At 72.6% G+C, this 25,384-nt stretch carries 23 protein-coding genes; 9 read left to right on the top strand and 14 right to left on the bottom strand.

The features are described from left to right. Window positions 1–41: 41 nt before the first annotated feature. Window positions 42–2,195 carry a zinc-ribbon domain-containing protein gene (locus WMF36_RS44755; protein ID WP_437576976.1) on the bottom strand — a complete coding sequence of 718 codons (2,154 nt, stop codon included), beginning with the start codon at window positions 2,193–2,195 and terminating at the stop codon, window positions 42–44. A 359-nt stretch (window positions 2,196–2,554) separates the two neighbouring features. On the opposite strand from WMF36_RS44755, the gene WMF36_RS44750 reads away from it, so the two are divergent. The 3 genes from WMF36_RS44750 to WMF36_RS44740 all read left to right on the top strand — a co-directional run bounded on the left by WMF36_RS44750 (window position 2,555) and on the right by WMF36_RS44740 (window position 4,909). Then, window positions 2,555–3,682, top strand: coding sequence for a hypothetical protein (locus WMF36_RS44750; protein ID WP_437576975.1), 1,128 nt, complete (start codon window positions 2,555–2,557; stop codon window positions 3,680–3,682). 193 nt (window positions 3,683–3,875) lie between these two features. Continuing rightward, entirely contained in the window at window positions 3,876–4,199 is a 324-nt protein-coding gene (locus WMF36_RS44745) for a YtxH domain-containing protein (protein WP_437576974.1), read from the top strand. A 191-nt stretch (window positions 4,200–4,390) separates the two neighbouring features. After that, window positions 4,391–4,909, top strand: coding sequence for a hypothetical protein (locus tag WMF36_RS44740; protein ID WP_437576973.1), 519 nt, complete (start codon window positions 4,391–4,393; stop codon window positions 4,907–4,909). Window positions 4,910–5,262: 353 nt separating this feature from the next. On the opposite strand, the gene WMF36_RS44735 is transcribed toward WMF36_RS44740, so the two are convergent. From WMF36_RS44735 to WMF36_RS44720, 4 genes are all read right to left on the bottom strand, one after another. Continuing rightward, entirely contained in the window at window positions 5,263–5,574 is a 312-nt protein-coding gene (locus WMF36_RS44735) for a hypothetical protein (protein WP_437576972.1), read from the bottom strand. Window positions 5,575–5,584: 10 nt separating this feature from the next. Next, window positions 5,585–5,959: a hypothetical protein gene (locus WMF36_RS44730; RefSeq protein ID WP_437576971.1), complete on the bottom strand. Its 375-nt coding sequence runs from the start codon at window positions 5,957–5,959 to the stop codon at window positions 5,585–5,587. A 128-nt stretch (window positions 5,960–6,087) separates the two neighbouring features. After that, on the bottom strand, window positions 6,088–6,801 hold the full coding sequence (locus tag WMF36_RS44725) for an HAD family hydrolase (protein ID WP_437576970.1): 714 nt from the start codon (window positions 6,799–6,801) through the stop codon (window positions 6,088–6,090). Window positions 6,802–6,803: 2 nt separating this feature from the next. Beyond that, a complete protein-coding gene (locus WMF36_RS44720; protein ID WP_437576969.1) occupies window positions 6,804–8,582 on the bottom strand; it encodes an AMP-dependent synthetase/ligase in 1,779 nt (592 codons plus the stop codon). A gap of 368 nt (window positions 8,583–8,950) precedes the next feature. Here WMF36_RS44720 and WMF36_RS44715 point away from each other — a divergent pair, with 368 nt between their 5' ends. Further along, the gene (locus WMF36_RS44715) at window positions 8,951–10,960 is read left to right on the top strand and encodes a serine/threonine protein kinase (protein ID WP_437576968.1); all 2,010 of its coding nucleotides are present in this window, start codon (window positions 8,951–8,953) and stop codon (window positions 10,958–10,960) included. Between the two features lie 14 nt (window positions 10,961–10,974). On the opposite strand, the gene WMF36_RS44710 is transcribed toward WMF36_RS44715, so the two are convergent. From WMF36_RS44710 to WMF36_RS44695, 4 genes are all read right to left on the bottom strand, one after another. Beyond that, window positions 10,975–11,670, bottom strand: a complete 696-nt coding sequence (locus WMF36_RS44710) for a hypothetical protein (protein WP_437576967.1) — start codon at window positions 11,668–11,670, stop codon at window positions 10,975–10,977. A 130-nt stretch (window positions 11,671–11,800) separates the two neighbouring features. Continuing rightward, a complete protein-coding gene (locus tag WMF36_RS44705) occupies window positions 11,801–12,160 on the bottom strand; it encodes a YXWGXW repeat-containing protein (protein WP_437576966.1) in 360 nt (119 codons plus the stop codon). Beyond that, complete coding sequence (locus WMF36_RS44700) at window positions 12,157–13,119, bottom strand: prepilin peptidase (protein ID WP_437582042.1); 963 nt, start codon at window positions 13,117–13,119, stop codon at window positions 12,157–12,159. The genes WMF36_RS44705 and WMF36_RS44700 overlap by 4 nt, the downstream gene beginning before the upstream one ends. 10 nt (window positions 13,120–13,129) lie before the next feature. Next, a complete protein-coding gene (locus WMF36_RS44695) occupies window positions 13,130–13,393 on the bottom strand; it encodes a hypothetical protein (RefSeq protein WP_437576965.1) in 264 nt (87 codons plus the stop codon). Between the two features lie 86 nt (window positions 13,394–13,479). Between WMF36_RS44695 and WMF36_RS44690 the strand changes: the two genes are divergently transcribed. Then, entirely contained in the window at window positions 13,480–14,778 is a 1,299-nt protein-coding gene (locus tag WMF36_RS44690) for a formylglycine-generating enzyme family protein (RefSeq protein ID WP_437576964.1), read from the top strand. A gap of 31 nt (window positions 14,779–14,809) precedes the next feature. On the opposite strand, the gene WMF36_RS44685 is transcribed toward WMF36_RS44690, so the two are convergent. From WMF36_RS44685 to WMF36_RS44665, 5 genes are all read right to left on the bottom strand, one after another. After that, window positions 14,810–15,259 (bottom strand): YbjN domain-containing protein, encoded by a 450-nt coding sequence (locus WMF36_RS44685; RefSeq protein WP_437576963.1) that lies wholly within the window; start codon window positions 15,257–15,259, stop codon window positions 14,810–14,812. A gap of 191 nt (window positions 15,260–15,450) precedes the next feature. Beyond that, window positions 15,451–16,659, bottom strand: a complete 1,209-nt coding sequence (locus WMF36_RS44680) for a hypothetical protein (RefSeq protein WP_437576962.1) — start codon at window positions 16,657–16,659, stop codon at window positions 15,451–15,453. Further along, the gene (locus WMF36_RS44675) at window positions 16,656–17,576 is read right to left on the bottom strand and encodes an alpha/beta fold hydrolase (protein WP_437576961.1); all 921 of its coding nucleotides are present in this window, start codon (window positions 17,574–17,576) and stop codon (window positions 16,656–16,658) included. Before WMF36_RS44675 ends, WMF36_RS44680 begins: the two co-directional genes overlap by 4 nt. 42 nt (window positions 17,577–17,618) lie before the next feature. Next, the gene (locus WMF36_RS44670) at window positions 17,619–17,849 is read right to left on the bottom strand and encodes a TIGR04563 family protein (RefSeq protein WP_012241296.1); all 231 of its coding nucleotides are present in this window, start codon (window positions 17,847–17,849) and stop codon (window positions 17,619–17,621) included. 134 nt (window positions 17,850–17,983) lie between these two features. Beyond that, window positions 17,984–19,966 (bottom strand): aconitase family protein, encoded by a 1,983-nt coding sequence (locus WMF36_RS44665; RefSeq protein ID WP_437576960.1) that lies wholly within the window; start codon window positions 19,964–19,966, stop codon window positions 17,984–17,986. Window positions 19,967–20,111: 145 nt separating this feature from the next. Between WMF36_RS44665 and WMF36_RS44660 the strand changes: the two genes are divergently transcribed. From WMF36_RS44660 to WMF36_RS44645, 4 genes are all read left to right on the top strand, one after another. Beyond that, window positions 20,112–21,548: a protoporphyrinogen/coproporphyrinogen oxidase gene (locus WMF36_RS44660; protein ID WP_437576959.1), complete on the top strand. Its 1,437-nt coding sequence runs from the start codon at window positions 20,112–20,114 to the stop codon at window positions 21,546–21,548. Further along, window positions 21,545–22,288, top strand: a complete 744-nt coding sequence (locus tag WMF36_RS44655) for a glycosyltransferase (protein ID WP_437576958.1) — start codon at window positions 21,545–21,547, stop codon at window positions 22,286–22,288. Before WMF36_RS44660 ends, WMF36_RS44655 begins: the two co-directional genes overlap by 4 nt. 84 nt (window positions 22,289–22,372) lie before the next feature. Next, on the top strand, window positions 22,373–24,157 hold the full coding sequence (locus WMF36_RS44650) for a glycerol-3-phosphate dehydrogenase/oxidase (protein WP_437576957.1): 1,785 nt from the start codon (window positions 22,373–22,375) through the stop codon (window positions 24,155–24,157). After that, window positions 24,136–25,383, top strand: coding sequence for an FAD-binding protein (locus tag WMF36_RS44645; protein ID WP_437576956.1), 1,248 nt, complete (start codon window positions 24,136–24,138; stop codon window positions 25,381–25,383). The genes WMF36_RS44650 and WMF36_RS44645 overlap by 22 nt, the downstream gene beginning before the upstream one ends. Window position 25,384: the final 1 nt, after the last annotated feature.

Below are 25,384 nucleotides of genomic sequence, written 5' to 3'. Positions count from 1 at the left end.
GGACGCCGGCACCGGCCCACCGCATCCGTCGAGCTCGGCGCTTACTCATGCTTGATTCCAGGCAGATCGGAGGTGTCGATCGCCGGCGCTGTCGTGCTCGGCGAGGCGGTCGGCGGCGGGTGCACGCCGGGAAGGTCGCTCGTGTCGATCGTACCGCCCGGGGCGACGTAGTCGTCCGGCACGCGGCTGTCGTCCGGCTCCGCCGCCCGGCGGACGCGCCCCGGCGGCGCCGGCGCGGCCGACGGGCTCGGGTCGGGAGCGCCCGCCGGAGGGCTCTCCGTGCGGGCGCTCGAGGCCGGGTCGGCGCCGCCGCTCGGCTTGTCCTGTGCCTTCTCGATCCGGTCGATGAAGACCCGGAGCGGGCGCGCGAGCAGGTGCGGCCGGCTCATGGCGAGCAGGCGCTCGTTCTCGACGCGCGCGGCCGCGAGATCGCCGGATCGCGCGAGCGCGACCACGAGGAGCGCCCGCGCCCGCCCGGGGATCTGCTCGATGCTCGCCGCCGCCCGGAGCCGCTTCACGGCCCAGCTCGGCTGGGCCTCCGCGAGATCGAGCGCGGCCAGCGTGAGGGCGTTCTCCGGCTGCGCGCTCTCGGCCGAGATCGCGCCGACGAGCTGCCGCGCCGAGGCGAGGTCCCCCTGCATGCGGAGCAGATCGATCGCGGCACGGTTCACCTCGGCGTCCGCGGGCGCGACGCGCCGCGCGTGCTCGACCGCCTTGCCAGCGCGGTCGATCGCGCTCTGGAGCTCGTGGCGCATCGTGTCCAGATCCGGATCGTCCTCGGCGAGCAGCTGCAGCCGCAGCCACCGCATGTCCGCGTTCACCGTCTCGACCCGGGCCAGCGCCACGGCGACCCGCGGGTCGTCCTCGGCGAGCGCGCTCGCCTTGACGAGCTTGTCCCTCGCCGTCTCGAGGTCCCCCTCCGTCAGGCTCCGCTCGCCGTCGGCGAGCAGGGTCGCGACGCGATCGTCGCTCGTCGTCGGCCGGGCCTGGGCGGCCGGCTTGAGGTACTTCGGTCCGAGGGTCGCGACGCTCACCACCATGAGGCCGATGACGATGAGACCGACGATCCACCGCGCGATCCCGGTCCTCCTCATGGGCAGCGAGGTGAACCGCGGTTCCCCGTCCCCTTCGTCGGCGTAGGAAGACCCCCCGTCGGGGTCGGCGGGCGACACAAGCGGCATCGGCGCCCCCGCCCTCCGCGCTGCGCGATCCTCCGTGGCGGCGCGCGGCGCCCCGCCGCGCCTCGCCGCGGGGCCGTCTTCTCCCTGGCCGTCGGCGGGAGCAGACGCGGCCGCGCGCTCGATGCGCGGCGGCGGGACGCTGTTCGGGATCCGCAGCGGAGCGAGCCCGGCAGCCCGCCCCGGCGCTTCGCCGCCGGCGTCGGCGGCCCCAGGCTTGACGCTGCCGTGGCGCACCTCGGCGACCCCGGCGCCGCGGAGCGTCCGCGGCTCATGCCGGCGCGCGGGGTGCGCGTCCGGCAGCGGCGGCGCCTCTTCCGGCGGCACCACGACCCCGGGCAGCGCGCTCGGCTTGAGCATCGCCTGCGCCGGAGCGCCGGCATCGGGCTCGTAGACCGCGGGCATCGTCGCGCGGCGCGGCGAGGGGCGCTCCTTCGCGGACTGGACCTCCCGCACGTCCCGCACGATCGTCTCGGCCTCGTGGACGGACTCGGGGCCGGCCTCCTCGCTGGGCTCCGCGCGCGGGAGCGGGATCGCGATCGAGACCTCGGTCTGCGCCGGCGCTGGGCCGCCGAGCCCCTGCGGCGTCAGCGACCTCGAGCGGCCGGCCAGCGGCGAAGGCCCGCCGATGCCCAGCGCGGTCCCGGCCATGACCACGCTGCCCGGGCCCTTGAAGAACGGCTCCAGCTCCGCGATCGACCCGAGCCGCCGCGGCCGCGCGTTGCCGCGCGAGATCACGTCATCGCGGGTGATCTGGCCCTGGGCGATCGCCGCCTGGAGCTCCCGGAGCATCTTGAACTCGAGCTCCCTGCCGCCGAGGGTGCGCACCACCCACCTCTCGGGGAGGGCGCCGCCGGTGCGGCGCACCTTGAACTGGTAGCCGCAGTTCGTGCACTTGACCGTCGTACCGCGCTCCGACACGAGCGCGTCGTCGAACTCGTATTCGGTGCTGCAACGCTCGCAGGTGACATCCATCTGCTCGACCGGTCCCCGTGTCCTCGCGAACGGCTGGCCCACAGGCGCGAGCCTGCCGGGATCCCTCGTTCGGAGGTGGCCGCCCGGAACTCGGCGGAACGGTAGCACGGGTTCCCCTGCGCGCCCCAGGCGGTCCGCGCCGCGCCGCGCCATCCTGCCCGGTCGCTGCGAACCGGCCTCCGCGAGGCGCGGCGCATGGGCCGCGCTCGGTCGCGCCGCGCGCGGCCACATCCCGACGTGAACGCCGCTTCACGGCGCGCGCGCGAGCGGCCGAAATTCGCCGCGCCTCGCCGGGGCTTGTTCGGGGCATGTCGCTTGCTACGCTCGTCCGGTCGCGACCGTCACGCGCGAGGGCGCCGCCCCTCGACGCCGGGCGGCCGAATGCCTTCGGGAGACGGTGAATGAAGCGACTTACTCTGCTGGGTCTCGCGAGCGTGCTGGCGCCCCTCCTCGCGGGTTGCCCCATCTACGATGACGCCGACAGCCACTACTTCTGCGATGCAGAGGACTGCGGGCCCGGCGTCCCGAGCTCGAACGGCTGTGAGGAGCCGGCCGACTGCGGGGTCAACGAGACCTGCGGCGATGACAACGAATGCCACGTCGGCGACTGCACCACGTGGGGGTGTAGCGGCGGCTTCGAGTGCGTGACCGCCGACGATCACACCGCCTCGTGCGTCGCGACCGGCTCCTCCGGGGAGGGCGGAGGCGGCAGCGGCAGCGGCGGCGCGGTGTACTGCGGCAACCCCGACGACTGTGCCGAGGGCGAGACCTGCGCGCCGGACGGCACGTGCCAGCCCGGCAGCTGCGATCAGGTCCTCCCGAGCGGCGAGCCCCTCGGGTGCATCCACGGCTATGTCTGCGAAGGCAACGGCGACGCTGCGACCTGCGTCCCGGCGACCCCGGCCGCGTGCGGCGCCGACGCCGACTGCGCCGGCCTCGGCGCTGACTACCTCTGCGTGAGCGGCATCTGCACCGCGCCTCAGGACCAGTGCTTCGACCAGACCCAGTGTCCGGTCAACGACAAGTGCGTCGAGGGCAAATGCACCCCGGCATGCAGCGAGGACGCGGACTGCCCCAGCAGCCACCGCTGCGACGCGACCCTCGGCATCTGCTCCCAGCCTGCGCAGCCCTGCGTCATCACCGACGACTGCGGCGGCTCCGCTGCCGTCTGCGTCGACGGCGCCTGCGTTCCGAGGAGCGACGGCGCCGACTGCCCCGAGGGCGACGTCTGGGTCGAGAACGGCTGCATCCCGAATCAGTCGAGCAACTTCGTGTGCGGCGAGGATGGCGCGCAGGACGTCTGCGCGCCGGGGTCGATCTGCCTGCACCACAGCTGCTACATCTCGTGCGAGCAGCCGAACCCGAACGCCTGCGACAACCAGTCGCCCTCGCTGAGCGAGTGCAGGACCGTGACGACGTTCTCCGGCGTGCATCAGGTGTGCGGATCGAGCGAGAACCTCGGCGGCGAATGCGAGCCCGAGACGTCCTGCAGCGACGGCGGGGTCTGCGTCGACGGCTTCTGCCGCTAGCGCCGCGGCGCTCCTCGCACCGCGCTCGTATCCACGGCAGGGCGCCCGCGCGCCCTGCTCCCTCCGTGCGCAATATGCCCTTGGCATGCGCGCTGCCTCACGTCCCGCCGGTCACTGTTCCAGCCACGTGAATCCACGCTGAGGGATACGCGATGCTCGCGTCCCGAACGCTGTGCGAACCGACGGAGCCACAATGAAGGCAACCGATCTCGTCAATTACATGGCCGACATGTTCCCCTACAGGAGAAGGAGCTCACTCGACTGGATCGTTCCCGTTTCGGTCGGTCTCGGCCTCGGCGTCGCGGTCGGCGTCGGGGTCGGCGTCCTGGTCGCGCCGACCTCGGGTGACGAGGCGCGCCGCCGGCTGCGCGACAGCACAGGCCGGCTGCGCGAGCGCGCCGAGAAGGTCAAGGATCGCGCCCTGGGCGCCGCGCGGCGGGCTCAGGACGAGATCCAGGAGAGCACCAGCGCGACCCCCGGCGAGCGCTCGTTCGCCAACGACCTCGGCATTCGCTGACCGAGCCCCCGGAGCAGGGCGCGAAGGCGCCGCACCGTCCCAGCGCGGCGCGGCGCCTTCCATCATTTCCCGAACGCTTTCCGGCGGCCGAGCGACATCTGCGCAGCCCGAGCGGCACAAGCGATGCTTTTCCGAGAGCAGATGGATTGAACGAGCCACCTCGCGAAGCGCGTCACAGGGGCCCTCGTCGAATGATGTATTACCGGACGCTCACTGCATTCTTCCCAGGCCGCACGGAAGCCGCGGGCGCGCTTGGCCGCCTCCTCGCCCTGGGCGTCGCGGCCGAGGACATCCGCATGGTGCCCAAGCAGCACTCCCGTCTGGGCGAGATCGAGCTGACGATCCACAGCAAGGCGTCCGAAGGGGCCGCCTTGGGCGCCGTGATCGGAGGGCTCCTCGGGGGCGCGCTCGCCGCGATGACGGCGGGAGGCGCGCTGATCATCCCGAGGCTCGACGCGTTCCTGGCGGGGCCCCTTGTCGCGTGCCTCGCCGGAGCGGGCGCCGCCGGCGCGGCCGGCACCCTGCTGGGCGCCGTGCTCGGCGCGCGCTTGCCCGAATACGAGGCGCGGCGGCTCGACGAGGTCGGCAGCACGGGCGGCGGCGCGGTGCTCTCCGTCCGGTGTCTGCCCGACGTGTCCCGCAGCGTCGAAGAGGTGCTGAGCGAGAGCGGCGGTCGACGCATCCGCAAGGCGTACAGCCGTCAAGCCTGATGGACGCTCGCCCGGCGCGGCGCGACCTCGTGGACGACCGGCGCGCAGCGGCCGAAGCGACGCCTCGCGCGAGCGGCCCGCCCCGGGCGCGCGTCCCGGTGCGCGCGCCCGGGACGCGCGGTCGGGGTAGTGGTCGCATTTGCCCGGAGAGAGTTCACATGAAGGCGGGAAGGCGTGAAGCTCATTGAGCTTTCTTCCCGCCTTCTCGCCTTCATGTTCAAACAGGACCACGACCGGCCGTCGAGAGCTGTCCTGGCCGAGGTTCCGCACGACGTGTGCGACATGGGGCGGTGCGCATCCCGCAAGACGCGGCGCAGGTGCCGCCGGAGGCGCACGCGCAGGTGCTGGGAGGGTCAGGGCGACGATCCGAGCTGTTCCTGGGATCGCGCCTGCTCGTCGAGGAAGGTTCCGACCGCATGAGCGAAGGTGCTCTTGACATAGCTGCGGGTCGCGAAGGACCCGAGCCTGCTGAGCACGCGCGGCGTCAGGCCCCCGCCGAGCAGGAACCCGAGCCCAGCCGCCGCAGCGAGCGCTACATGCGGGTTCTCCCGCGCGAACGCCGAGACCGCCCGTGTGACCTCCGTTGCGTCGAGCCGGCCGAGCGCGTCGTTCACCTTCTCCCGCGCCTCGCGCTCCCGTGTCGCCTCGACCTCGCTTTCCGTCATGGTGACCTCCTCAACCCAGCCGTGTAACGACCCGTCCGATCAGGTATCCCACCGCGGCCACCACGCACAGCGTGGCCACGGGACGCTCGTGCACGAGCGAGACAAGCCGCTCGTCCGCGCGGCGGGCCTCGCTGAGGACGCGAGGGAAGACGGCGGGAACGTTCGCTTGCCGCCCCCCGAGCACGGACTCTTCTTCGATGCTTGCATCCTTGACGACCATCGTGAGCCGGTCTCCAGCAATGCCCGAACCACCCGAAAGACGTGCATCGGCTGCACGATCCGGAGACCGGCGCACCGGCGCGGGGCAGCAGGGCGAGGAGATCCCGGAGAGAAGCGCGCGCGACGCGCGCGGGGCGGAGGCGCCTTCCGGGACGTTCGTGCTCACAGAAAGCAGGGCGCCGGGGGAGCGCCGCCCGCGGTGGCCTTGCGCGTCGGCTGCGCCCTTGCGGACCACCGCCCGCCTGACGGGCCCGCGAGCGCGGAGCCTCGTGCTGGCGCACGAAGGTGGACAGCCTAGAAGCGCACGCCGAACGTCCTGAGCGCGCCGCGCAGCGCGCCCGCGCCGTCGCACACGGCCACGCGCTCGGCGTGGGGCATCTGCGCCGCCCGCTGCGGATCGCCCTTGAACCAGACGGCCCGCATTCCTGCCGCGAGCGCGCCGTCGACATCTGCAGCGAGGGAGTCGCCCACGTGGACCACCGCGGCGAGCGGCGCGCCGAGGCGCTCGGCTGTCCACGCGAAGATCTCCCTGCCCGGCTTCTCGAACCCGAGCCGCCCCGAATCCGCGACCGCCACGAAGTGCGCAGACCAGCCGAGCTCTTCGACCAGCTCGGCGAGCCGGCCCTCCGAGTTCGACAGCACCGCGACCGGCACGCCGGCACGCCGGAGCTCGACCACGACGTCGATCATCCCGGCGATCGGCCGGCGCCAGAGGTTCTTCCGGGGCTGCTCCGTCCAGAGCCAGTCGACCGCCGCGTCGAGCGCGCCGGCCGGCACGCCGCCCGCTTCGAGCAGGCGACGCATCATGATCTTCCACGGGTGCCCGCCGAGCCCGCGCAGGATCGCGTCGTTGTAGGCGCGCCATCCCTCGTCGACCGCCCCGTCCAGCTGCTCCCGGGACGCGGCGATGCCCCGCTCCGCGAGGCGGGCGGAGAGCAGCCCGGTGTCGAGCTCCACCAGGGTCTGGCCAAAGTCGAAAGAGACGGCGGTGGCAGGCTCGTTGCGCATGATTACTCGGCGTACATCGCCTCGATCTCGCGCGCAAAGTTCTGGCTCACGTTGCGCCGCTTGATCTTCAGCGTCGGCGTGAGCTCGCCGTCCTCGATGGTGAAGCCGCGCGGCAGGATCGAGAACTTCTTGATCGTCTCGACCTGCGCGAGCTGGCCGTTCACCTCGTCCACGGCCCGCTGCACGGCCTCCTGGATCTCCGGCGACGCGTGCGAGAGATCGCCGCTCTGCCCGCGCTCGGCCGCGAAGCGCTTCACGGCGTCGGGCGCCAGCACGAGCAGGGCCGTGAGGAACCTGCGCCCGTCGCCGACGACCACCGCCTCGGCGATGAGACCGTGGCGCTTCAGCGCCTCCTCGATGTTCTTGGGAGAGACGTTCTTTCCGCCGGCGGTGATGAGGATCTCCTTCTTCCGCCCGGTGATGTGGAGGAACCCCTCCTCGTCGAACCTGCCGAGATCCCCCGAGTGGAGCCAGCCGTCGACAAGGGCTTGCGCCGTCGCCTCCTCGTCCTTGTAGTAGCCGAGGAACACGGTCGGCCCCTTCACGAGGATCTCGCCGTCGTCGGCGATCCTCACGTCCAGGCCCGGCACCGCGGGGCCGACGGAGCCGAGCTTCGTCCTGCCCGACAGGTTGTAGCTCGTCGCGCCGGTCACCTCCGACTGACCGTAGACCTCGGTGATCAGGATATCGAGCGACGCGAAGAGCTCGAGGAGCTCCTTCGCAATGGGCGCCGCGCCGCTGCTGCACACGTGCGCCCGGCCGAGCCCCAGGGCCGCCTTCACCTTCGAGTAGACGAGCTTGTCGAAGAGGCGGTGCTGCAGCGCGAGCAACGGCCCCGGCTTCTCACCCCGCGCGCGGAGCTCGCTGTGCTGGAGGCCGACGCGCCGCGCCTGCTCGAGCGAGAGCTTCTGCAGGCCCTTCGCCCCGGAGAGCTTCGCTTCGACCCCGGCCCTCATCTTCTCCCAGACGCGCGGGACCCCGAAGAAGGCGGTCGGACGCACCTCCCTGAGGTTGTCCGCGAGCGCCTCCATCGACTCGGCGAAGTACACGGCCGCGCCGACCGAGGCCGGGATGTGGATCGTGAACATCTGCTCGGCGATGTGCGACAGCGGCAGGTAGGACAGGCCGATGTCCCAGGGCGAGAACGGGAGGATGCGCGCCGCCAGGTCGGCCGAGCTCGTGAGGTTCTCGTGGCTCAGCATGACCCCCTTCGGCGGCCCCACCGTCCCGGAGGTGTAGAGCAGCGTCGCGAGCCCCCGCGGCTCGAGCGCGTCGAGCCGTTGCTCGAGCAGCTCGTCCGAGATCCGGCTGCCCCGGGCGAGGAACTCGTCCCACGACAGCACCCGCGGATCGCCCTCCGGCGCCGCGCCCCGCATCAGCACCACCCACGAGAGCTGCGGCAGCCGATCCCACTGGCGGAGGACCTTCTCGAGCTGGCCCCTGTTCTCGACCAGCACAAGCTTCGAGGCCGAATGGTGCACGACGTGGCGCACCTCCTCGGGCGAGCACGTCGTGTAGATGCCCGCGGGAGCGCCCCCGATCGCCATGCCGGCCACGTGGAGCACCACCCACTCGGGCCGGTTGAAGCCGAGGAGGCTCAGCTTGTCCCCGGGCGCGACGCCGAGCGCGATGAGCGACTTGCCGGCGCGCCGCACCTCGCTCGCGTACTCCCGGAAGCTGGTCATCCTCCAGAACCCCCCCTCCTTGACGTAGTGGGCTGGAGCCTCGGGCCGCGCCTTCGCCTGACCGAGCAAGCGCCGCGGAATCGAGTCACAGGGCATCGGCTACCTCTTCACGAGAAATGGTGCGCAAGTCAGGGCGAGCTTCTCACATCCTCCCCCCAGGTACAGGAACCTCGCCGCGAGTGATATTTGTCACAATAGCAAGCGCCGCGTCGGGTTGCTGAGGGCGAGGCGATCCTGCTGCGCGCTTCTGTCCGGCGGCGCTCAGGGCGCGCGCTCGTCCGGCTCGCGAGGGCGGCTGCGCGCTCCGGCGCGGGCGGCCCGGCGGTGGTCAGGGCTGCGGTTGTGGGCTGGACGCCGGCTCGCCGTCATGGGCGAGCCGATCGGCGCCCGCCCGATGCGATGCAAGCGCTTGCCCGCGCTGCCGCCAGCTTGACTGGACGTCGCTGGATCAGGACCATTCTGCGGTGAGCGAGCCCAAGGGGACGAACGACGAGGCTGACTGGGCGGTGGACTCCGCTCGCAGCAACGAGCTCGCCGCCTCTGGCCCGCCGGAGCATGTGCAGGCTTCGATCGACGGTCGGACCCTGCGGTCCAGGCAGCTGCCCGTCCCTGTGTCCTCCGAGCCCCCGCCGACGATCCCGATGCGGCGCCCGGAGCGCGACGCGCCGACCCCCGTCGGCCGGGATGCGCCGCCGTCCCCTTCCGACCGGCACCCGCGCAGCCTCGGCAAGTATCGGTTCATCGCGACGCTCGGGCACGGGGGCATGGCGGACGTGCACCTGGCGGTCGCGGTGGGGCCGGCAGGCTTCAGCAAGCTGCAGGTCATCAAGCGCCTGCGGCCCAACATCGCCGACGAGCCCGAGTTCCGGGACATGCTCCTCGACGAGGCCCGCCTCGCCGCCCGGCTGAACCACCGCAACGTGGTGCAGACCAACGAGGTCGGCCTCGCAGACGGCGAGTACTTCATCGCCATGGAGTACCTCGACGGGCAGCCGCTCAGCCGGGTGATCTCCCGCGCGCGCGAGCAGGAGCGCGCGATCCCGCTGGCCGTCTTGCTGTGGATCCTCAGCGAGGTGCTGGCCGGCCTCCACTACGCCCACGAGCTCGTCGACTACGACGGGACGCCGCTCAACGTCGTGCATCGCGACGTCAGCCCCCACAACATCTTCATCACGTACGACGGTCAGGTGAAGATCGTCGATTTCGGGATCGCCCTCGCAGCACACCGCGTCGTCGAGACGCAGGCCGGCACGCTGAAGGGCAAGGTCGCGTACATGGCGCCGGAGCAGGCGTTCTCGCACTCTTCCCAGATCGATCGGCGCGCCGACCTCTTCTCGGCCGGCGTCATCCTCTGGGAGGTGCTCACCGGCCGCCGCCTCTGGCGCGGCCTGACGGATCCGCAGATCATCTCGCGCCTGATGCGGGACATCCCGGACGCGCGGTCCGCCCGCCCCGACGTGCCCTTCGAGCTCGCGCGCATCTGCGCCCAGGCGCTCGCCCACTCGCCCAACCGGCGCTATTCGACGGCCGCCGATCTGCGCGCGGAGCTCGATCGCTACGCGGGGCGCCTGAGAGAGCAGGTGGCGGCCGAGCAGGTCGGCGAGCTCATGGGCGAGCTGTTCGCCCACGAGCGGGCCGAGATCCGGGCGATCATCGATCGCCAGCTCAAGCAGCTGCGGGAGCACGGCCCCGACGCGGGGGGCGCGGAGCTCGCCGGCCGCGCGTCGAAGCTGCCTTCGCTGCCGATGCGCGAACCGCTCGACTCCTATCCTTCCTCGGATGAGGGGGCGATCACGACCTCCTCGCCCTCGACGCCTGCGCGTCCGCTCCACCGCTCGAGCCCGCCGCAGGCGACGCTCCACGCCGTCGTGCGGACCGAGCCCGCCCCCGCCGCTCAGCCCGCGCCGGCGCCGCGGCGCTCGCGGCTGCCGCTCGTCGCGTCCGCAGCGGTCATCGCGCTGATCGGTGCCGCGACGCTGTACCTGAAGGTGCGCGATCCGGGCCGGCAGAGCGTCCGCATGACCGCGCCGCCGGCCCAGAGCGCACCGCCTGCGCCGACGCTGCCGAGCGCCGAGCTCTCCCCGCCGGCAGCCGAGAGCAGCGCCCGACGCGCGGGGGCGGACGCTGCGCTCCTCCGCGCGTCGATCAAGGCGAGCCCGACCAGCGCGCAGATCCTCGTCGACGGGGTAGCGCTCCCCTCGAATCCTTTCGATGGCAAGCTCATCAAGGACGGCGCGGCGCACCGGATCGAGATCTCCGCTCCAGGCCACGTCGCGCAGCGACGGATGCTCGTGTTCGACAGGGACATCGAGCTCGAGGTGACGCTCTACCCGGCGCAGAAAGGGCCGGCCCCCTCCCCCGCGGCCAAGGCCACCGCGCAGCCCGTCGCGCCCCCTGCCAAGGTGGCTCCGACCCTCGCCTCACCCGCCGAGGAGGCCCCGACCCTCCCGCCGCCGAAGCCCGATCCGTACTGACGCGACGGACGCGCTTACAGATCCCTGTAGCCCGTGGGCGGATCGACGAGCTTGGCCGCCTTCGCGACCCCGCGGAACACATAATCCGAGTAGCTGTAGGGGCCGTCCGACCACACGAGAAAGTCGTCCTCGAGCAGCCCGTTCGGCGCACCCCCGCAGAGCTCGGGCGCCGCGAGGACGGGGCCTTCGTTGTAGATCGGCGCCGACGCGCTCACCTCTTCCTCGGCTTCCTCCATGGCGGCCAGCGCCCCGGCGTGCCGGTCCGCATCGAGCTCGTCCACGGGGTACAGCTCCCAGTCGAGCAGCACGAGCTCCGGGTGCGGAGGGTCGTTCGGGGCCGACGCGAAGGGAGCGTGGATGGCCTCGGGGAGGCCCGTCCGCGCGAGCGCCTCGAGCAGGCGGCCCCGGTAGCGCTCGGCCGCCTCGTCGGGGGTCCAGAAGGCCGTGAGCGCCGCGATCACCTCCTCGGTCTTCGCCTCTCGCCACAGCGAAGGATCGCGCGAGCCGAGCTCGATCCCGCGCTCTTTCTTCAGGCGCGCCTGGAACGCGGCGGCGGGCGGCGCGAACTCCGGCAGCTCGGCGAGGGCGTGATCGACGGACCAGTGGAGCCGATGATCGACCTCGCGCACGTACCGGTGCTTGCCGAGAGCGCGGAGGAGTCGGGCGATTTCGTCGGGTGTGCGCGCTGCGAACGACCAGGCAAGCATCATGGGGCTGAGCTCATGGATCCGTGCAGGTGACGACGCGCCGAGCTGGCTCGCCGGCGCCGGCCAGGCGGCGGGCGCCGGCGCCGAGCACCTCGGCACGGGGTGACTTTCCATCGCACGGCCGCGGCGTCGATCACTTCTTGCCGGGCACGTGCCACACCCCGGCGAACCACACCAGCGATCCGTCGGAGCGGCGTACGGTGGCGGTGGGAGCGAAATACCCGCCCGGCGGGACGGCCTCCCATCGCCCCGGCTGCCACGCCCAGCGGCGGCTCCGCCACTGCCACTCGCCGTCGATCCAGACGAGGCCCGGCTTCTCGGGCGGCGAGATGATCTCGACCCGCGCCGGCGGCGGCGGGTAGGGCACGACCACCGCGGGCTCGCTCGGCAGGTGAGGACCGGTCGGTGGCAGCGGGAGCGAGCTGCCGCAGCCCGCGAGGGCGAGGAGCAGCGCGATCGGGGCCCCGAGCGCGCGGCGGAGCTGGGCCTTCATCCAGCGTCGATCCATGAGAAATACGCGTCGATCACGTCGCGGCCGACGAGCAGGCATTCCAGCGTCGCGAGCGCGAGGAACGGGCCGAACGCGATGCGGGCCTGGCCGAACCCCTCGCCGGGCGCCTCCGCGAGCGGATCCTGCGCGATCTCCTTCTCGGCGGCCGCGCGCTCCTCGGGGGACATCGCCGCGAGCTCGGCGCGGATCTGCTCCCGCTCGAGGCGCACCGCCTCGGGCTCCTCGATGCTCCCGCGCAGGAGCAGCATGCCGATCGCCACGATCGAGCCCTGGATGGCGCCGGCGCCGAGCACGAAGAGGGCGCCCCCCCAGCCGAACCAGGCGCCCGCCAGCATGAGGAGCTTCGCGTCGCCGAGCCCCATGCCCACGCGGCCGCCGCGGATCCGCGGGTAGAGCACGACGAACGGGAGCCAGACGACGGCGAAGCCGATGGCCGCGCCGAGGAGCGCGTCGGTGAAGCCCATCGAGCGCAGCGACGCGGTGGCGACGCCGAGCACCGCGCCGCCGATCGTGATCGCGTCGGGGATGTACATGTGCTCGAGGTCGATGAACGTCGCCGCGAGCAGCCCGAGCGCGAGCGCGAGATCGGCGGTGTACGTGGCGAGCGCGTGGAGGATCGGCGTCGACCAGGGGAGCTGGAGGATGATGAGCTCGACGATCGCGAGCGACAGGACGCCGCCCGCCGCCTCGACGAGCGGATACCGCGGCGACACCGGCGCGCCGCAGCAACGGGCGCGACCGCGCAGCAGGAGGTAACTGAGGACGGGGATGTTGTCGAAGGCGCGGATCGGCGTGCCGCACGCGGGGCAGCGCGAGCCCGGCCGGACGACGCTGAGCTCGCGCGGGACGCGGTGGATGACGACGTTGAGGAAGCTCCCCCAGAGCAGGCCGAAGCAGAGCGCGAAGGCGCGCAGGAACCACGGAGGGAAGTCGGCGAGCATCACCGGCGGCTCATGTCCTCGGGCTCGAGGCCGCGAGCCGGAGCATCATCGTGAGCGCCTGCTCGAGCTCCGCGACCGTGGGTTGCACGGGGTTCTCGGAGAGCGCCGCCTTGAGGTCGATGAGGCGCCCCCCGAGCTCCTGGTAGTGCCGCCGCACCCCCTCGGTCGGCGCCTCGGCGACCCACCGCTTCACGATCTCGCGCAGCTCGTCGAGATCGCTTCTGGCGAGGAGCTGCGCCATCTGCGAGGCCATCGGATCCGGTGCGTCGCTCACGCCCTGCCCCATCCCGGCCAGCATAGCGCGCGCACTTTGACGGGCGAGGGGTCCTGCGACATAAGGCGGAGCGCTTTCGAGGAACCGTGCCGACGAGGACGCCCGCCGTTGCCCTGATCCTGCTCGTCGCCGCCGGCATCGCCGGAGGGTCCGGCTGCGGCCGCGCGGAGCAGCAGCAGCAGCAGCAGGCCGAGGAGAAGCGCGCGGACGGAGGCCCGCCGGTGACGCCCGCGCCGCCGGGGAAGGTGCTCGAGGCGGCCGAGAACGAGTCGCCCGCCGCGAGCGCGAGGCCGCAGGCCGGCGCCGCGGCGGCGGGGCCCGCGCGCATCGAGATCCCCGCCGGGAAGCTCGTCGCGGGCAGCACGCCCGGGGACAGGGGGCGCGATCCGACGCTCGAGCCGGCTTTGCTCGACATCGAGCTGGGCGGCTTCACCATCGATCGCTACCTGTACCCGAACGACCCCGCGCAGGCTCCGCTCACCGGCGTGACGCGGGCCCGCGCCTCGGAGCTCTGCCAGCAGACCGGCGGGCGGCTGTGCGCCGAGCTCGAGTGGGAGCGCGCGTGCAAGGGCCCCGAGGGGACGCCCTACGCGGGCGGGGCCGCGTGGGACCCGGCGTGCGCCAAGGCGCCGGCGTCGTGCGCGTCCGGGTTCGGCGTCGTCGGCATGGGGGCCGCGCTGCGCGAGTGGACCGCGAGCGACGTCGCGCCGATCGAGGACCTCCAGCCCAAGGCCGCCGCCGTGCGAGGGGCCACGGCGAGCGCGAGCGGCGTGGATCACCGGTGCGCGCGCCGCGCGGCGGTCGATCCGAGCGCGTCAGGCGACGACATCGGCTTCCGGTGCTGCCACGGCGCGCCGAACGCGGCGTCGATCCCGTCGCCGCAGTGGCAGCAGACGTTCCGGCGCGCGGAGATCGGGCCGCAGCAGGTCGCCGAGCTGCTCGCGTCGGTGCCGCAGCTCCGCGATCTCGGCGGGGAGGTGTCCTTCTTCAAGGAGCCTGACGACGTGAACGTCGTGCTCAGCCGGGGCCGGACGCGGCTGTCGCCGAGCGGCACGCCGGCGCTCCAGCCCGAGGCGGGCCCGCCCCCGAACACGACGCTCACCACCTCGCCGCTGCTCTGGAACCCGGCGCCGGGCGAGGAGGTGCTCGTGGTGACGGGGAAGTCCGACGACGACACGTTCATCGTCGCGTTCCTGAAGCTCCCCGGAGACCGCTACCGGATCGCGTCGTCGCTCCTGCTGAAGGGCGAGTCGGGGCCGATCGCGCTCGGCTTCAACGGCTACGTGCGGCGGCGGCTCACGTGGGCGACCTGCTGGGATTGCCGCGGTGAGTCGGGCAACATCTCCTACCGGGACGACCACCGCGTGGTGATCACGCAGCGGTGATCGCGCGAGGGCGCCGGCCGTGCCCGACCTGTCAGGCGTCGGTGCCGAGCAAGGCGTGCCGGTACGTCGTGGCGTACTCGATGAGCCGCTCGACCGTATCGACGAACTCGGAGCGGTCGAGCGACTCGGTGGGCAGCTCGGCGCACAGCAGGATCTGGTTCCGCTCGTCGAGGGCGAACTTGGCGACGCGCATGTCGCGGTTGGCCTCGATCAGGTGACGGAGCAGGCCGAGCATCTGGCCGATCCCCTCGGCCAGGGGCGTAAGCCTCGCTCCGCCCTCGTCGCGGCCCTCCGTGTCGACCGGATCGAGCACGCCGAACATCGAGAGCACGACCCAGTTCTCGGTGCACTGGACGAAGAACGGCGGGAGCTCGACGACCCCTTCCTCGCGCGGACGGATGCGCAGGGTCGACGGCTTCGCCAGCTCGGCGCTGTAGCCGATGTCCTCCGTCCAGCGCTGCAGGGTCGCCACGTCGATCACGGTTCAACGTGATCGCCCCGCTGGCGCCGGAGATCAAGGTGCGCGCGCGGCGAGACGCTCGTGCGGGTCGCCCTGGGGCGCCCGAGGCGCGTCCGGCGCCGGCGCGGCCGCGCAGCAGAGCGCCGTGCAACGACGCAGGCGCCTCGGGCGGATCGCGCGCCGCGGCGGCAGAGCTCCGGCAGGGACCCGCGCTAGAGGCTGAGGACGGCGTCCTCTCCGCCGTGGGCGATCTTCACCTCGATCAGGCTGAGCAGCGCTTGCCTCCGCTCCTCGAGCTCGACGAGGGCGCGCGGCGGCACCAGCTCGTCCTCGAACCCGCCGGGGCGCAGCGCCGCGGCGGCCATCTCGGGTCCGAACCGCACGAGCGCGTCGCGGAGCGCCCGGGGGAAGCGCGCCGCCTCCACCAGGCGCTCTAGCTGCCGATCCAGCTCGCGCGCCTTCACGTGCAGCGGGAAGGCGCTCGCGTTGGCCTCCAGGCTGAGGGCCCCCGCGCTCACGTCGATGACGATCTCCTTCCGGAGCCCGTTGCCGGCCAGATAGTCGAGCGCGAGCACCTCCAGGTAATCGCGGAGGATCGAGGTGCGCTCGCCGCGCGCTGGCGACGGGGCGCGGGCCCAGCGCGCCCACACGTCGAGCTCGGGCGCGTCATCGAAGCGGACCGATCGCCGGCGAGATGACACCCAGCGCGGGCCGGGCGGACCCGGAGCGGGCGCGAGGACCAGCGCGTCGACGGTCCCGTCGTTCATGACCGCGAAGCGACGCAGGAGCTTGCGCGCGTTCGGCTCGCGACCGATGAGCGCCGCGAGCTCGCCGATGCCGATCCGGCGCGCTGCGGCGACGGGCACGACGTGCGCGCCGAGCGCCCTCGCAAGGCGATAGAATGCGACCGGGTGCCGGAACGCGAGCGGGGCCTTCTTCTGCGCCGGCGCGAGCTTCACCTTCACCTCGCGCGGCGCCGCTCCTTCGACGCCTGCGCCGAGCGCCAGGATCGCCTCGAACCGACCGTCGGCCAGCTTGCCCGTGAGCCGCAGCGCGCGCAGCGACGAGCGCTGGAGCGCGCGCGCGACGTGCGCGTCCCCCGCAGCGCGCTCGAGCTGCGCGTCCCCCGCAGCGCGCTCGAGCTGCGCGTCCCCCGTGGCTCCAGCGCCCGGCGCTGGGGGCGCGGGCGGCTCGTCCGACGAGCGCGCTGCGGGCGCGCCGGGCGCGGGCGCGGCCTCGTTCTCGGCCAGCGCGGCGATCGCGCCGGCGGCCCCGCCGCTGCGCTCGGACGACGGCCGCGCGCACGAGGCCGCGATCATCGCCCCCGCGACGAGCAGACCCCGCGACGCCGCGCCGCCGAGGCGTCGCAGCAGCCCGCGCGCCGGTCCGGGCGCGAGCCCGTCTCGCGCGCGCCGGCTCATCCGTCCTTCGCGATGACGCGCTCGAGCAGGAACTGCTCCACGCGTTCGATGACCATCTTCTTGCGCTCCAGCGGGACGACGTGCGTGCCGCCGCTCACCATCATCAGCTCGCCGCGAGGCAGCGCCGCCGCCATCTCCTCGGCGAGGCGAGGCGGGGTGAACGTGTCGCGATCGCCGGCGATCACGAGCGCGGGCAGATCGATCTGCGGGAGCAGGTCGAGCGTCGAGTGCTCGCCGGCGCTGCGCAGCATGTGGAGGAACATCGAGAAATCGATGTCGACCATGTGCCGCATGTACGGCAGCAGATCCGCCGGGGTGACCGCGCTCGCGTCGACCTCGCGGGCGAGCAGCGCGATCCGGAGCGCCATCGGCGCCGGCACACGGCTCCATATTGCGCGCGCGATGTGCGGGTACGCGTCAACCTGCTCGATCACCCGCGGCAAGAGCTGCGCGAGCACATCCGTGCCTTTGAAGTGGTGCGTGATCCTGCCGGACGAGCCGCAGATCAACACGAGCCCGCACACCCCCTCGCGGTGGGTCCGCAGATGCTCCAGGATGACCTGACAACCCATCGAGTGCCCGAACAGCACCACAGGGCCGTCGCCGATCGCCGCGCGCACCGCAGCGAGATCGCTCGCGTGGTCGCGGAGCTCGACCGCCTTCGGATCGACAGGCAGGCTGCTCCGCCCGTGGCCACGATAGTTCCAGTGGGCGACGTTGACCGTACGGGCCAGGTCGTCCCACAGGTACTTCCAGATGAAGCCGTCGCAGGCGATGCCGTCGCAGAGCACCGCGGTGAGGCGTTCCGAGCCCGCCCCGAACCCGCTGGCCAAGCTTCCGATGCCGCCGGGACCTTCCCGGTAGCGGACATAAATCCGCGTACCGTCCTTCCCGGCGGCGAAGAGCTCTCGACCCATCGATCCCCGAGCGACGCGTCTTACGCGAGGCTCGCGGCGATGTTAGTCGCCGCTATCCTCGTCGTCAGCCACGTCATTGACACTGGGAAGCTTTTTGATGTCTATCCGCGCCAGCTTCCACGCGCGCTGCACAACCCAAGAAAGCGAGCGATCGAGCCGCGCCGCTTCCTCCTTGATTTCCTGCAGCATCGACTCCGGAAAGTAGAGGCTTTGCTTCCGCTTGTCCGTCTTCGAGGCTTCGTTGTTTTTCGCCAGCGTGTCCTTGTCGGTCATACGCTCTTGGGGCTCCTCCCGATCCGCCACAGAAGATCACCTTACCGTACGGCGCACTTCCGTGGAAAGCATTCGTTTTTCCATCATGCCGATTGCGGGCACTATGTATGTAACTCCGCGATAGGCGCTCTGCGTCATGACTGCGGGAAAGCGATTTTGCCCGCGATCGCGCTCGCCGCGACGACCAGGGGACTGGCCAGGTAGACCTGGCCGGGGCCGCTTCGGCCCGGGAAATTCCGGTTGATGGCCGAGACCGTGATCTGCTCCTTGCGGTCGGATACACCGGGCCCGGCCTTGATGCACGCCCCGCAGGAGGGGTCGACGAGCTCAGCACCCGCCTTCTCGAAGATCTCGAGGTAGCCCTTCGCCTCCGCGTAGCGGCGGATGTCCTGCGAGCCGAACTGGATGTAGAGGTGCACGCCCTCGGCGACGCGCTTGCCCTGCTCCACCGCACGGCGCAGCACCGACGCGTACATGTCCATGTCGGCCTTCTTGCCGCCCGTGCACGAGCCCCCGTACGCGATGTCGATCTTCACCTCGCCGCCCGAGACCTCGTGGAGCGACCGCAGCGGCACGCCGTTCCGCGGATCACCGGGCGTCGCGACCATCGGCTCGACCGCGGCGAGATCGATGTCGAACGTGGCCATGTACTCCGCGCCGGGATCCGCGCGCACGATGCGCGCGCGCACGTCCTCCGCGGCGAGCCCGCGCTGCTCGACGAGGTAGCGCACGATCTCCTCGTCGGCCTCGATGATGCCGGTGAAGCCGCCCGCCTCGACCGCCATGTTGGTGAGCGTCGCCCGCTCGTCGAGGCCCATCGCGCGGACGCCGTCGCCCGCGAACTCGAGCACCTTGCCGATGCCCTGGCCCGTCTTCCAGAACGGCTGCGAGAGCAGGAACAGCATCACGTCCTTCGCCGTGACCCCCGCCCCGAGCCGCCCGGTCAGGTTGAAGCGCACCGACTGCGGCACCGCGAGGCGGACATCGCGCGTGAGCCACGCGTTGGCCATGTCGGTCGAGCCGACGCCGAACGCGAAGCACCCGAGCGCCCCCGCCATGCAGGTGTGCGAGTCGGTCCCGGCCACGACCTGCCCCGGCAGCGCGAGCTCCTCGATCACCTTGTTGTGGCAGATGGCCTCCGAGCCCACGGTCCTGCCGTCGCGCTCGACCTCGCCGTACAGCTTGATCCCGTGCCGCTCGGTGAAGGCCTGCTGCACCGTCGCGAGCGAGGCCGCCTGCTCCCGCAGGCCGAGCTTCAGGTGCGCCTCTGGCATCACGCGGTCGAGGAACGTGAGGTGATCCCGGAAGGCGAAGACGCTCTCCGGCCCGGTGACGACCGCGTCCGGCCCGAAGCCCGCCCGGAAGAGCGACTCGGCCATCGGCGTGACGTACTCGTGCGAGAAGCGCACGTCGGTGCGGACGAAGAGCGCGTCACCCGGCTTCACCGCCGGGACCCCGATCTTGCCCGCCCTGGCGTCCACGATCGCGCGCGCCGCGATGATCTTCTCGCACAGCGTCATCGGCCGCGGCGGCGTGTCGAGCGTCGGCGGCGAGACCTCGCCGGCCATCCGCGCCTTGTTGTAGGCGAAGAGGCCGCCGTACTCGACGACGTCGGCGCTGATCGGGTCGAGCCCGCGGGTGAACTCGCCGATCGGGATCTCGTCGCCCCGCGCGAGCCGGTCGAGGAGCGAGAAGTCGGTCGTCGTGAGCAGCCCGATATTCTGGCAGTTCTGGCCGTAGATCTTCTCGATGCTGCGCGCGACAACGAGCTGGATCCCGGCCTCGCGCTCCGAGTACGGCGCCGTCTCGCGCGAGCTGCCGCACCCCTTCGAGCGCCCGCTGACGATGACGCCGAAGCCGCCGTTCTTGATGGCGTCGCGCTCGATGAGCCCACCGCGCAGGCCGACCAGGCAGTACCGGGCGAGCGTCTCGTCGTAGTAGTAACAGACCCACCCCGGCGTGAGCTCGTCGGTCGAGATGTTGTCGATCAGCTTGTGCTGCTCGGTCTCGAAGCGAAGCTCGCCGCCCGCCAGCTGCTGCTTCAGGTGCTCCGGGTCCTCGGTCAGGTAGAGGATCCTCCCGGTGACTTGAACCGACTTCCGGCGGGGGATGGGCATCTGCACCTCGGACGCCCCGGGGCGCAGGGCACGCGCGCCGGGAACAAGACACACACCTAGTCCCTCCGAGCGGAGGCGCCAACGGCGGTCTTCGCCGCCGTGCGCGGAGCTCCGCCCGCCTCACGCCGAGGGCAGGAAATCCAGCATGGGCGAGCCTCGCCGGGCGGGCCACCGCGCCTTGACGGCGCACCGGGGAGGTGGTGTCTTCGCGGCCGCGGCCGGGCCGCGAGCGATGACCCGACCCACGATTTCCAGCGTTCCCGTGGCGATCCTCGGCGCCGGCTTGACCGGCATGGCGGCCGCCTACCACCTCGGGCGAGCCGGCGTGCCGCACCGGGTGTTCGAGCGCCTGCCGCGCCCGGGCGGCCACGCGATCACGCTCGAGGACGACGGCTTCCGCTTCGATCGGACAGGGCACCTCCTTCACCTGCGCGACCCCGCGACCCGGGAGCTCGCGCTCGGCTGGCTGGGTCCTGACCCTCTCGAGATCGAGCGGCGCTCGATGATCTGGTCGAACGGCACGTACACCCGGTATCCGTTCCAGGCGAACACCTCCGGCCTGCCGCCCGCCATCGCCTACGAGTGCCTCCGCGGCTTCATCGAGGCGCACTTCGCGCAGGACCGGCCCCAGCCGAGGAACTTCGAGGAGTTCTGCCTGGCGCATTTCGGCGAGGGGATCAGCCGCCACTTCATGATCCCCTACAACAGTCGCCTCTGGGGGGTCCACCCGAGCGAGATCACCGCCGACTGGTGCTCCCGCTTCGTCCCGTTGCCGAAGCTCGAGGACGTGCTCGCCGGAGCGGTCGGGCTGAACGACCGCGAGCTCGGCTACAATGCGAAGTTCCTCTACCCGCGGCTCGGCATCGGGCAGCTGACGCACGGGCTCGCGCGGGCGCTCGCCGAGCAGCGGCCGCGGGACGCGGGCACGCCGGCGATCGAGCTCGGCCGCGCGCCCGTGACGATCGACTGGCGCGCGCGCGAGCTCGTGTTCGACGACGAGATCGTCCGGTACGACGTGCTCGTATCGTCCGCGCCGCTGCCCGCCCTCGTGCGGCTCCTCTCGGACGCGCCTCGAGCCGTCGCCGAGGCGGCCTCCCGGCTGCGCTGCACGCACCTTCACTACCTCGACGTGGCGCTCGACACGCCGTGCGGGAAGCCGCTGCACTGGGTCTACGTCCCGGAGGCGAAGTACCCGTTCTACCGCGTGGGCTGCTACTCCAACTTCTCCGCCGACATGGCCCCGCCGGGCAAGGCCGGCCTCTACGTCGAGCTCGCCGATCGCGCCGAGCCCGATCTCGCGGCGCTGCTCCCGCGCGTCGCGGAGGGCCTCGTCGAGATGGGCCTCATCCCCGCCCCGAGCGCCATCCGCTTCGCCCGGCTGCGCCGCATCGACTACGCGTACGTCGTGTTCGATCACAGCTACTTCGGGTCGCTGGAGGCCGTGCGACCGTTCCTCGAGGGCCAGCGCGTCCTCTCGTGCGGGCGCTACGGCGGCTGGAACTACTCCTCGATGGAGGACGCGCTCCACTTCGGGCGCGACGCGGCGCACCGGGCGCAGGCGCTCCTCGGAGGCGCGCCGTGAGCGCCGCGGATCCCGGCCACGGCGACGCGGGTGAAGCGCCGGAAATCTCCATCATCATCCCCGTTTACAACGAAGAGGCGATCCTCCACGCCGCCGTCGTGGACCTGCGCGAGCGGCTGCTGCCGTTCGGCTGGCGCTGGGAGCTCGTGCTCGCCGAGAACGGCTCGCGCGACGGGACCCTCGCCATCGCCGGTGAGCTCGAGCGCAAGTACGCAGAAGTACGGCACTTCTCGATCGGCGAGCCGAACTATGGGGCCGCGCTCCGCGCGGGCATCGAGCGGGCGCGCGGGCGCTTCGTCCTCTGTGACGAGATCGACCTCTGCGACGTGGATTTCCACCGCCACGCAATCGCGATGCTGCGGGCGGGGGACGTCGACATGGTGATCGGGTCCAAGCTCATCCAGGGGGCGCGCGACGACCGCCCGTGGGCGCGGCACGCGGCGAGCCAGATGTACAACGGGCTCCTCCGCGCCACGCTCGGCTTCCGCGGGACGGACACGCATGGGCTCAAGGCGTTCCTGCGCGAGCCGCTCCTCGGGATCGCGCGCGAGTGCGTCGTGGACAAGGACGTCTTCGCCAGCGAGTTCGTCATCCGCGCCTACCGGGCCGGCCTGCGGATCGAGGAGATCCCCGTCCGCGTGCTGGAGAAGCGGCGCCCCTCGATCAACCTCACGCGCCGCGTCCCGAACGTGCTCCGCAGCCTCGCGAAGCTGACCTGGGCGATCCGAGTCCGCGGCTGACGACCGATCTCGTCCGGCATCTGCAGCGCCACGCGCGAGGCTGGGCCCGCTCGTGGAAAAGTTCTGGCATGCTATACGGCGCAAGTGACGATCCTCCCTTCGAGCGCCGCAAGACCCGCCCGCCGCGCCGACACCGACGTGGACGTCGTGGTCATCGGCGGCGGTGTGAACGGCGTGGGGGTCGCGCGTGACGCATCGCAGCGGGGGCTGAAGGTCGCCCTCTTCGAGCGCAACGATCTCGCGTTCGGCGCGAGCGGCAACTCGAGCGGCATGATCCACGGCGGGCTCAGGTACCTGACCAGCGATCCGCACGTGACCGAGAACTCGTGCCGCGACTCGGGGCACATCCAGGCGATCGCGCCGCACCTGCTCTTCCGGATCCCCTTCCTCGTTCCGTTCGAGAACGCGAGGCACGGGCGCATCCTCTACACGCTCGCCGACGGTTTCTTCGAGGCGTACGACAAGTACCAGCCGCTCAAGCGCGGCAAGCCGCACGCGCGCCTGTCGCCCGACGAGCTCCGGAGGCTCGAGCCGGGGCTGCATGGAGACCTCGTGGGCGGCTTCAGCTTCGACGAGTGGGGGATCGACGGCGCGCGGCTCTGCATCGCCAACGCCGTCGACGCGATCGAGCGCGGGGCCAGGGTGTACGTGGGGCACACGGTCGAGCGGATCGAGCGCCGCGAGGACACCGGCGAGGTCGTCGCCGTCCGCTACCGGGACCGCGTGACCGGGGAGGGCGGGCGCCTCCGCACGAGCACGGTCGTGAACGCGACCGGGGCGTGGTCGCCGATCACCGCGTCGCTCGCGGGCCTCCCCGCCGCGAGCTCGCGGGTGAGGCCCGGCAAGGGCGTGCACGTCGTGTTCGACCGGCGCCTCACCAACTACGCGATCATGTCGAAGACGATCGACGGCCGTCAGATCTTCGTCGAGCCCTGGGAAAACATGAGCGTCGTCGGCACGACCGACGACGACTTCTACGGCGATCTCGATCAGGTCCGCGCGACGAGCGAGGAGGTCAGGTACCTCATCCAGGGCATCGCCCGCGTGTTCCCACAGATCCACGAGGCGCGCGCCATCGGCACGTTCGCGGGCGTGCGGCCCACGCTCTACGCGTACGGACCGACCGAGGGCGCGCTCTCGCGCGAGCACCAGGTCATCGATCACGCGGCGCACGGCGCGCCGGGTCTCTACTCGATGATCGGCGGCAAGCTGGCCAGCTTCCGGCTCTTCGCCGAGGAGATGACCGACGTCCTGGCGCGGCGCTTCGACCTCGGCGCCCGCTGCGTGACGCACACGACCGCGCTGCCCGGCGGCGATCGCGCCGTGGACGCGCTCGCGCTCTCGCGGCGGTTGGAGATCGACGCGGTGGCCGCGCGGCGGCTCGTGTACCGGCACGGCTCGCGCGCGCTCCGGATCGAGGAGCGGGTGCGCGAGCGGCCGCGCGAGGCGGCGACGGTGTGCCCCTGCGAGCCCGTCATCGAGGCCGAGGTGCGCTACGTCCTCCGGCACGAGCTCGCCCGGAGCGTGGCCGACGTCGCGCGCCGCACCCGGCTCGGCCTCGGCGCGTGCGGGGGCATGCGCTGCGCGGCGAGGTGCGGGCAGATCGTGGCGCAGGAGCTCTCGCTCCCGCCGCGCGACGGGATGCGGCAAGCGATGGAGTTCCTCTCGCGGCAGGCGATGACGCGCGCCGTCGCGCTCGGCCCGGAGCAGGCCAGGCAGGAGGCGCTCGCGATCGCCAGCGTGCGGTCGGAGCTCGGCGCGCCCCAGGACGACGAGATGACCGCGGCGGCGTGCGAGGACGGCGATCGCCGGTCGACGCGCCCCGCGCGGGAGCCGGAGGAGAGAGCGTGGCGCGATCGATCCTCGTGATCGGCGCCGGCGTCGCCGGGCTCGCCGCCGCGTGGAGCGCGGCGCGGCGCGGGGCCCGGGTCACCGTGATCTCCGCGGGCGTCGGTGAGACGGCGCTCGCCGGCGGCGCGGTGGACGACGTCCCGTGGGAGCAGCTCGAGCGGGCCGCGCGGCTGCTCGGCAGCGACCTGCCCGCGGGCGACCTCGCGCCGGCGATGAGGCAGTTCGCAGCGGAGCTCGGCCTGTGGGACGTGCCGCAGGCGACCGGCGTGCGCCTGGCGACCGTCGCCGGGCGGATCCGCCCCGCCCGCGGCAGGGATCGCGCGCTGCTCGATCTCACCCCGCTCCGCCGCACGCGCGTCCTCATCCCGCGCGCGGCGCGCGCGGCGTGGGACGCCGACGCGCTCGCGGAGGCGCTCACGGACGAGCCGTTCGCCCGGGCGCGGGGGCTCCGCTTCCTGCCGGTCGACGCGCCGGTGCTGCGCTTCGACGACGAGCGGCGGATCGCCGACGGCGATCTCGCGGCCCGGCACGACGATCCGGCGCGGCTCTCGTGGCTCCTCGAGCGGCTCCGGCAGGCGCTCGAGGGCGCGGGCGGCGCGGGGGCCATCCTGCTCGGCCCCTGGCTCGGCGCGCGCGCGCCGCGGGCCGAGGCGCTCGCGGCGCGCCTCGGCGTCCCCGTGGGCGAAGCGCTGATCGGCGCCGGCTCGCCGGCGGGGCTCCGCTTCGAGGCGGCGCGCGACGCGCTGCTCGCCGCGATCGGGGCGCCGCGGCGCCACGGCCGCGTGCGCGCGGTGGGCGGTGGCCACGGGGGACCGGGGGAGCCGGGCGATGGCGTCGCGGTCCACGTCGAGGGCGAGGACGTGCCGCTCGCAGCAGACGCGGTGATCCTGGCGGTCGGCGGTCTCGCCGGTGGAGGCATCGCGTACACCCCGCCCGAGCGCGGCGCCGGCCCCGACCTCCCGGCCCGCGGCGCCGTGCCGTTCACGCTCTCGATCGAGGCGCCCGTCACGATGGGCGACGCTCGTGGCGCGTTCGGCGTGGTGAGCTCCATGCAGGGCCCGGAGCTCGATGTGATCGCGTGGCCCCGCGGCGAGCGGCCGGGCGCCCTGGAGGCGGTGGGCGTGCGGTGCGAGGGCGTCCGCGCCGCCCCCGGGATCCTGGCGGCCGGGGCGACCCTCGCCGGGAGGGCGCGCACCGTGCTCGACGCGGTGACGACCGGGCTCCGCGCCGGCGCCGAGGCCTGAC

This window comes from Sorangium sp. So ce887 (genome assembly GCF_051521455.1).
Classification (GTDB): Bacteria; Myxococcota_A; Polyangia; order Polyangiales; family Polyangiaceae; genus Sorangium.
This window is presented reverse-complemented; position numbering and strand designations above follow the sequence as displayed.

Bases quoted from the DNA above. Each gene is read 5' to 3' on its own strand.
- WMF36_RS44750 (WP_437576975.1), top strand. From the start codon at position 2,555: ATGAAGCGACTTACTCTGCTGGGTCTCGCGAGCGTGCTGGCGCCCCTC.
- WMF36_RS44680 (WP_437576962.1), bottom strand. From the start codon at position 16,659: ATGAGCCGGCGCGCGCGAGACGGGCTCGCGCCCGGACCGGCGCGCGGG.
- WMF36_RS44705 (WP_437576966.1), bottom strand. From the start codon at position 12,160: ATGAAGGCCCAGCTCCGCCGCGCGCTCGGGGCCCCGATCGCGCTGCTC.
- WMF36_RS44660 (WP_437576959.1), top strand. From the start codon at position 20,112: ATGGGCGAGCCTCGCCGGGCGGGCCACCGCGCCTTGACGGCGCACCGG.
- WMF36_RS44725 (WP_437576970.1), bottom strand. From the start codon at position 6,801: ATGCGCAACGAGCCTGCCACCGCCGTCTCTTTCGACTTTGGCCAGACC.
- WMF36_RS44745 (WP_437576974.1), top strand. From the start codon at position 3,876: ATGAAGGCAACCGATCTCGTCAATTACATGGCCGACATGTTCCCCTAC.
- WMF36_RS44675 (WP_437576961.1), bottom strand. From the start codon at position 17,576: ATGGGTCGAGAGCTCTTCGCCGCCGGGAAGGACGGTACGCGGATTTAT.
- WMF36_RS44700 (WP_437582042.1), bottom strand. From the start codon at position 13,119: ATGCTCGCCGACTTCCCTCCGTGGTTCCTGCGCGCCTTCGCGCTCTGC.
- WMF36_RS44720 (WP_437576969.1), bottom strand. From the start codon at position 8,582: ATGCCCTGTGACTCGATTCCGCGGCGCTTGCTCGGTCAGGCGAAGGCG.
- WMF36_RS44710 (WP_437576967.1), bottom strand. From the start codon at position 11,670: ATGATGCTTGCCTGGTCGTTCGCAGCGCGCACACCCGACGAAATCGCC.
- WMF36_RS44735 (WP_437576972.1), bottom strand. From the start codon at position 5,574: ATGACGGAAAGCGAGGTCGAGGCGACACGGGAGCGCGAGGCGCGGGAG.
- WMF36_RS44740 (WP_437576973.1), top strand. From the start codon at position 4,391: ATGATGTATTACCGGACGCTCACTGCATTCTTCCCAGGCCGCACGGAA.
- WMF36_RS44665 (WP_437576960.1), bottom strand. From the start codon at position 19,966: ATGCCCATCCCCCGCCGGAAGTCGGTTCAAGTCACCGGGAGGATCCTC.
- WMF36_RS44670 (WP_012241296.1), bottom strand. From the start codon at position 17,849: ATGACCGACAAGGACACGCTGGCGAAAAACAACGAAGCCTCGAAGACG.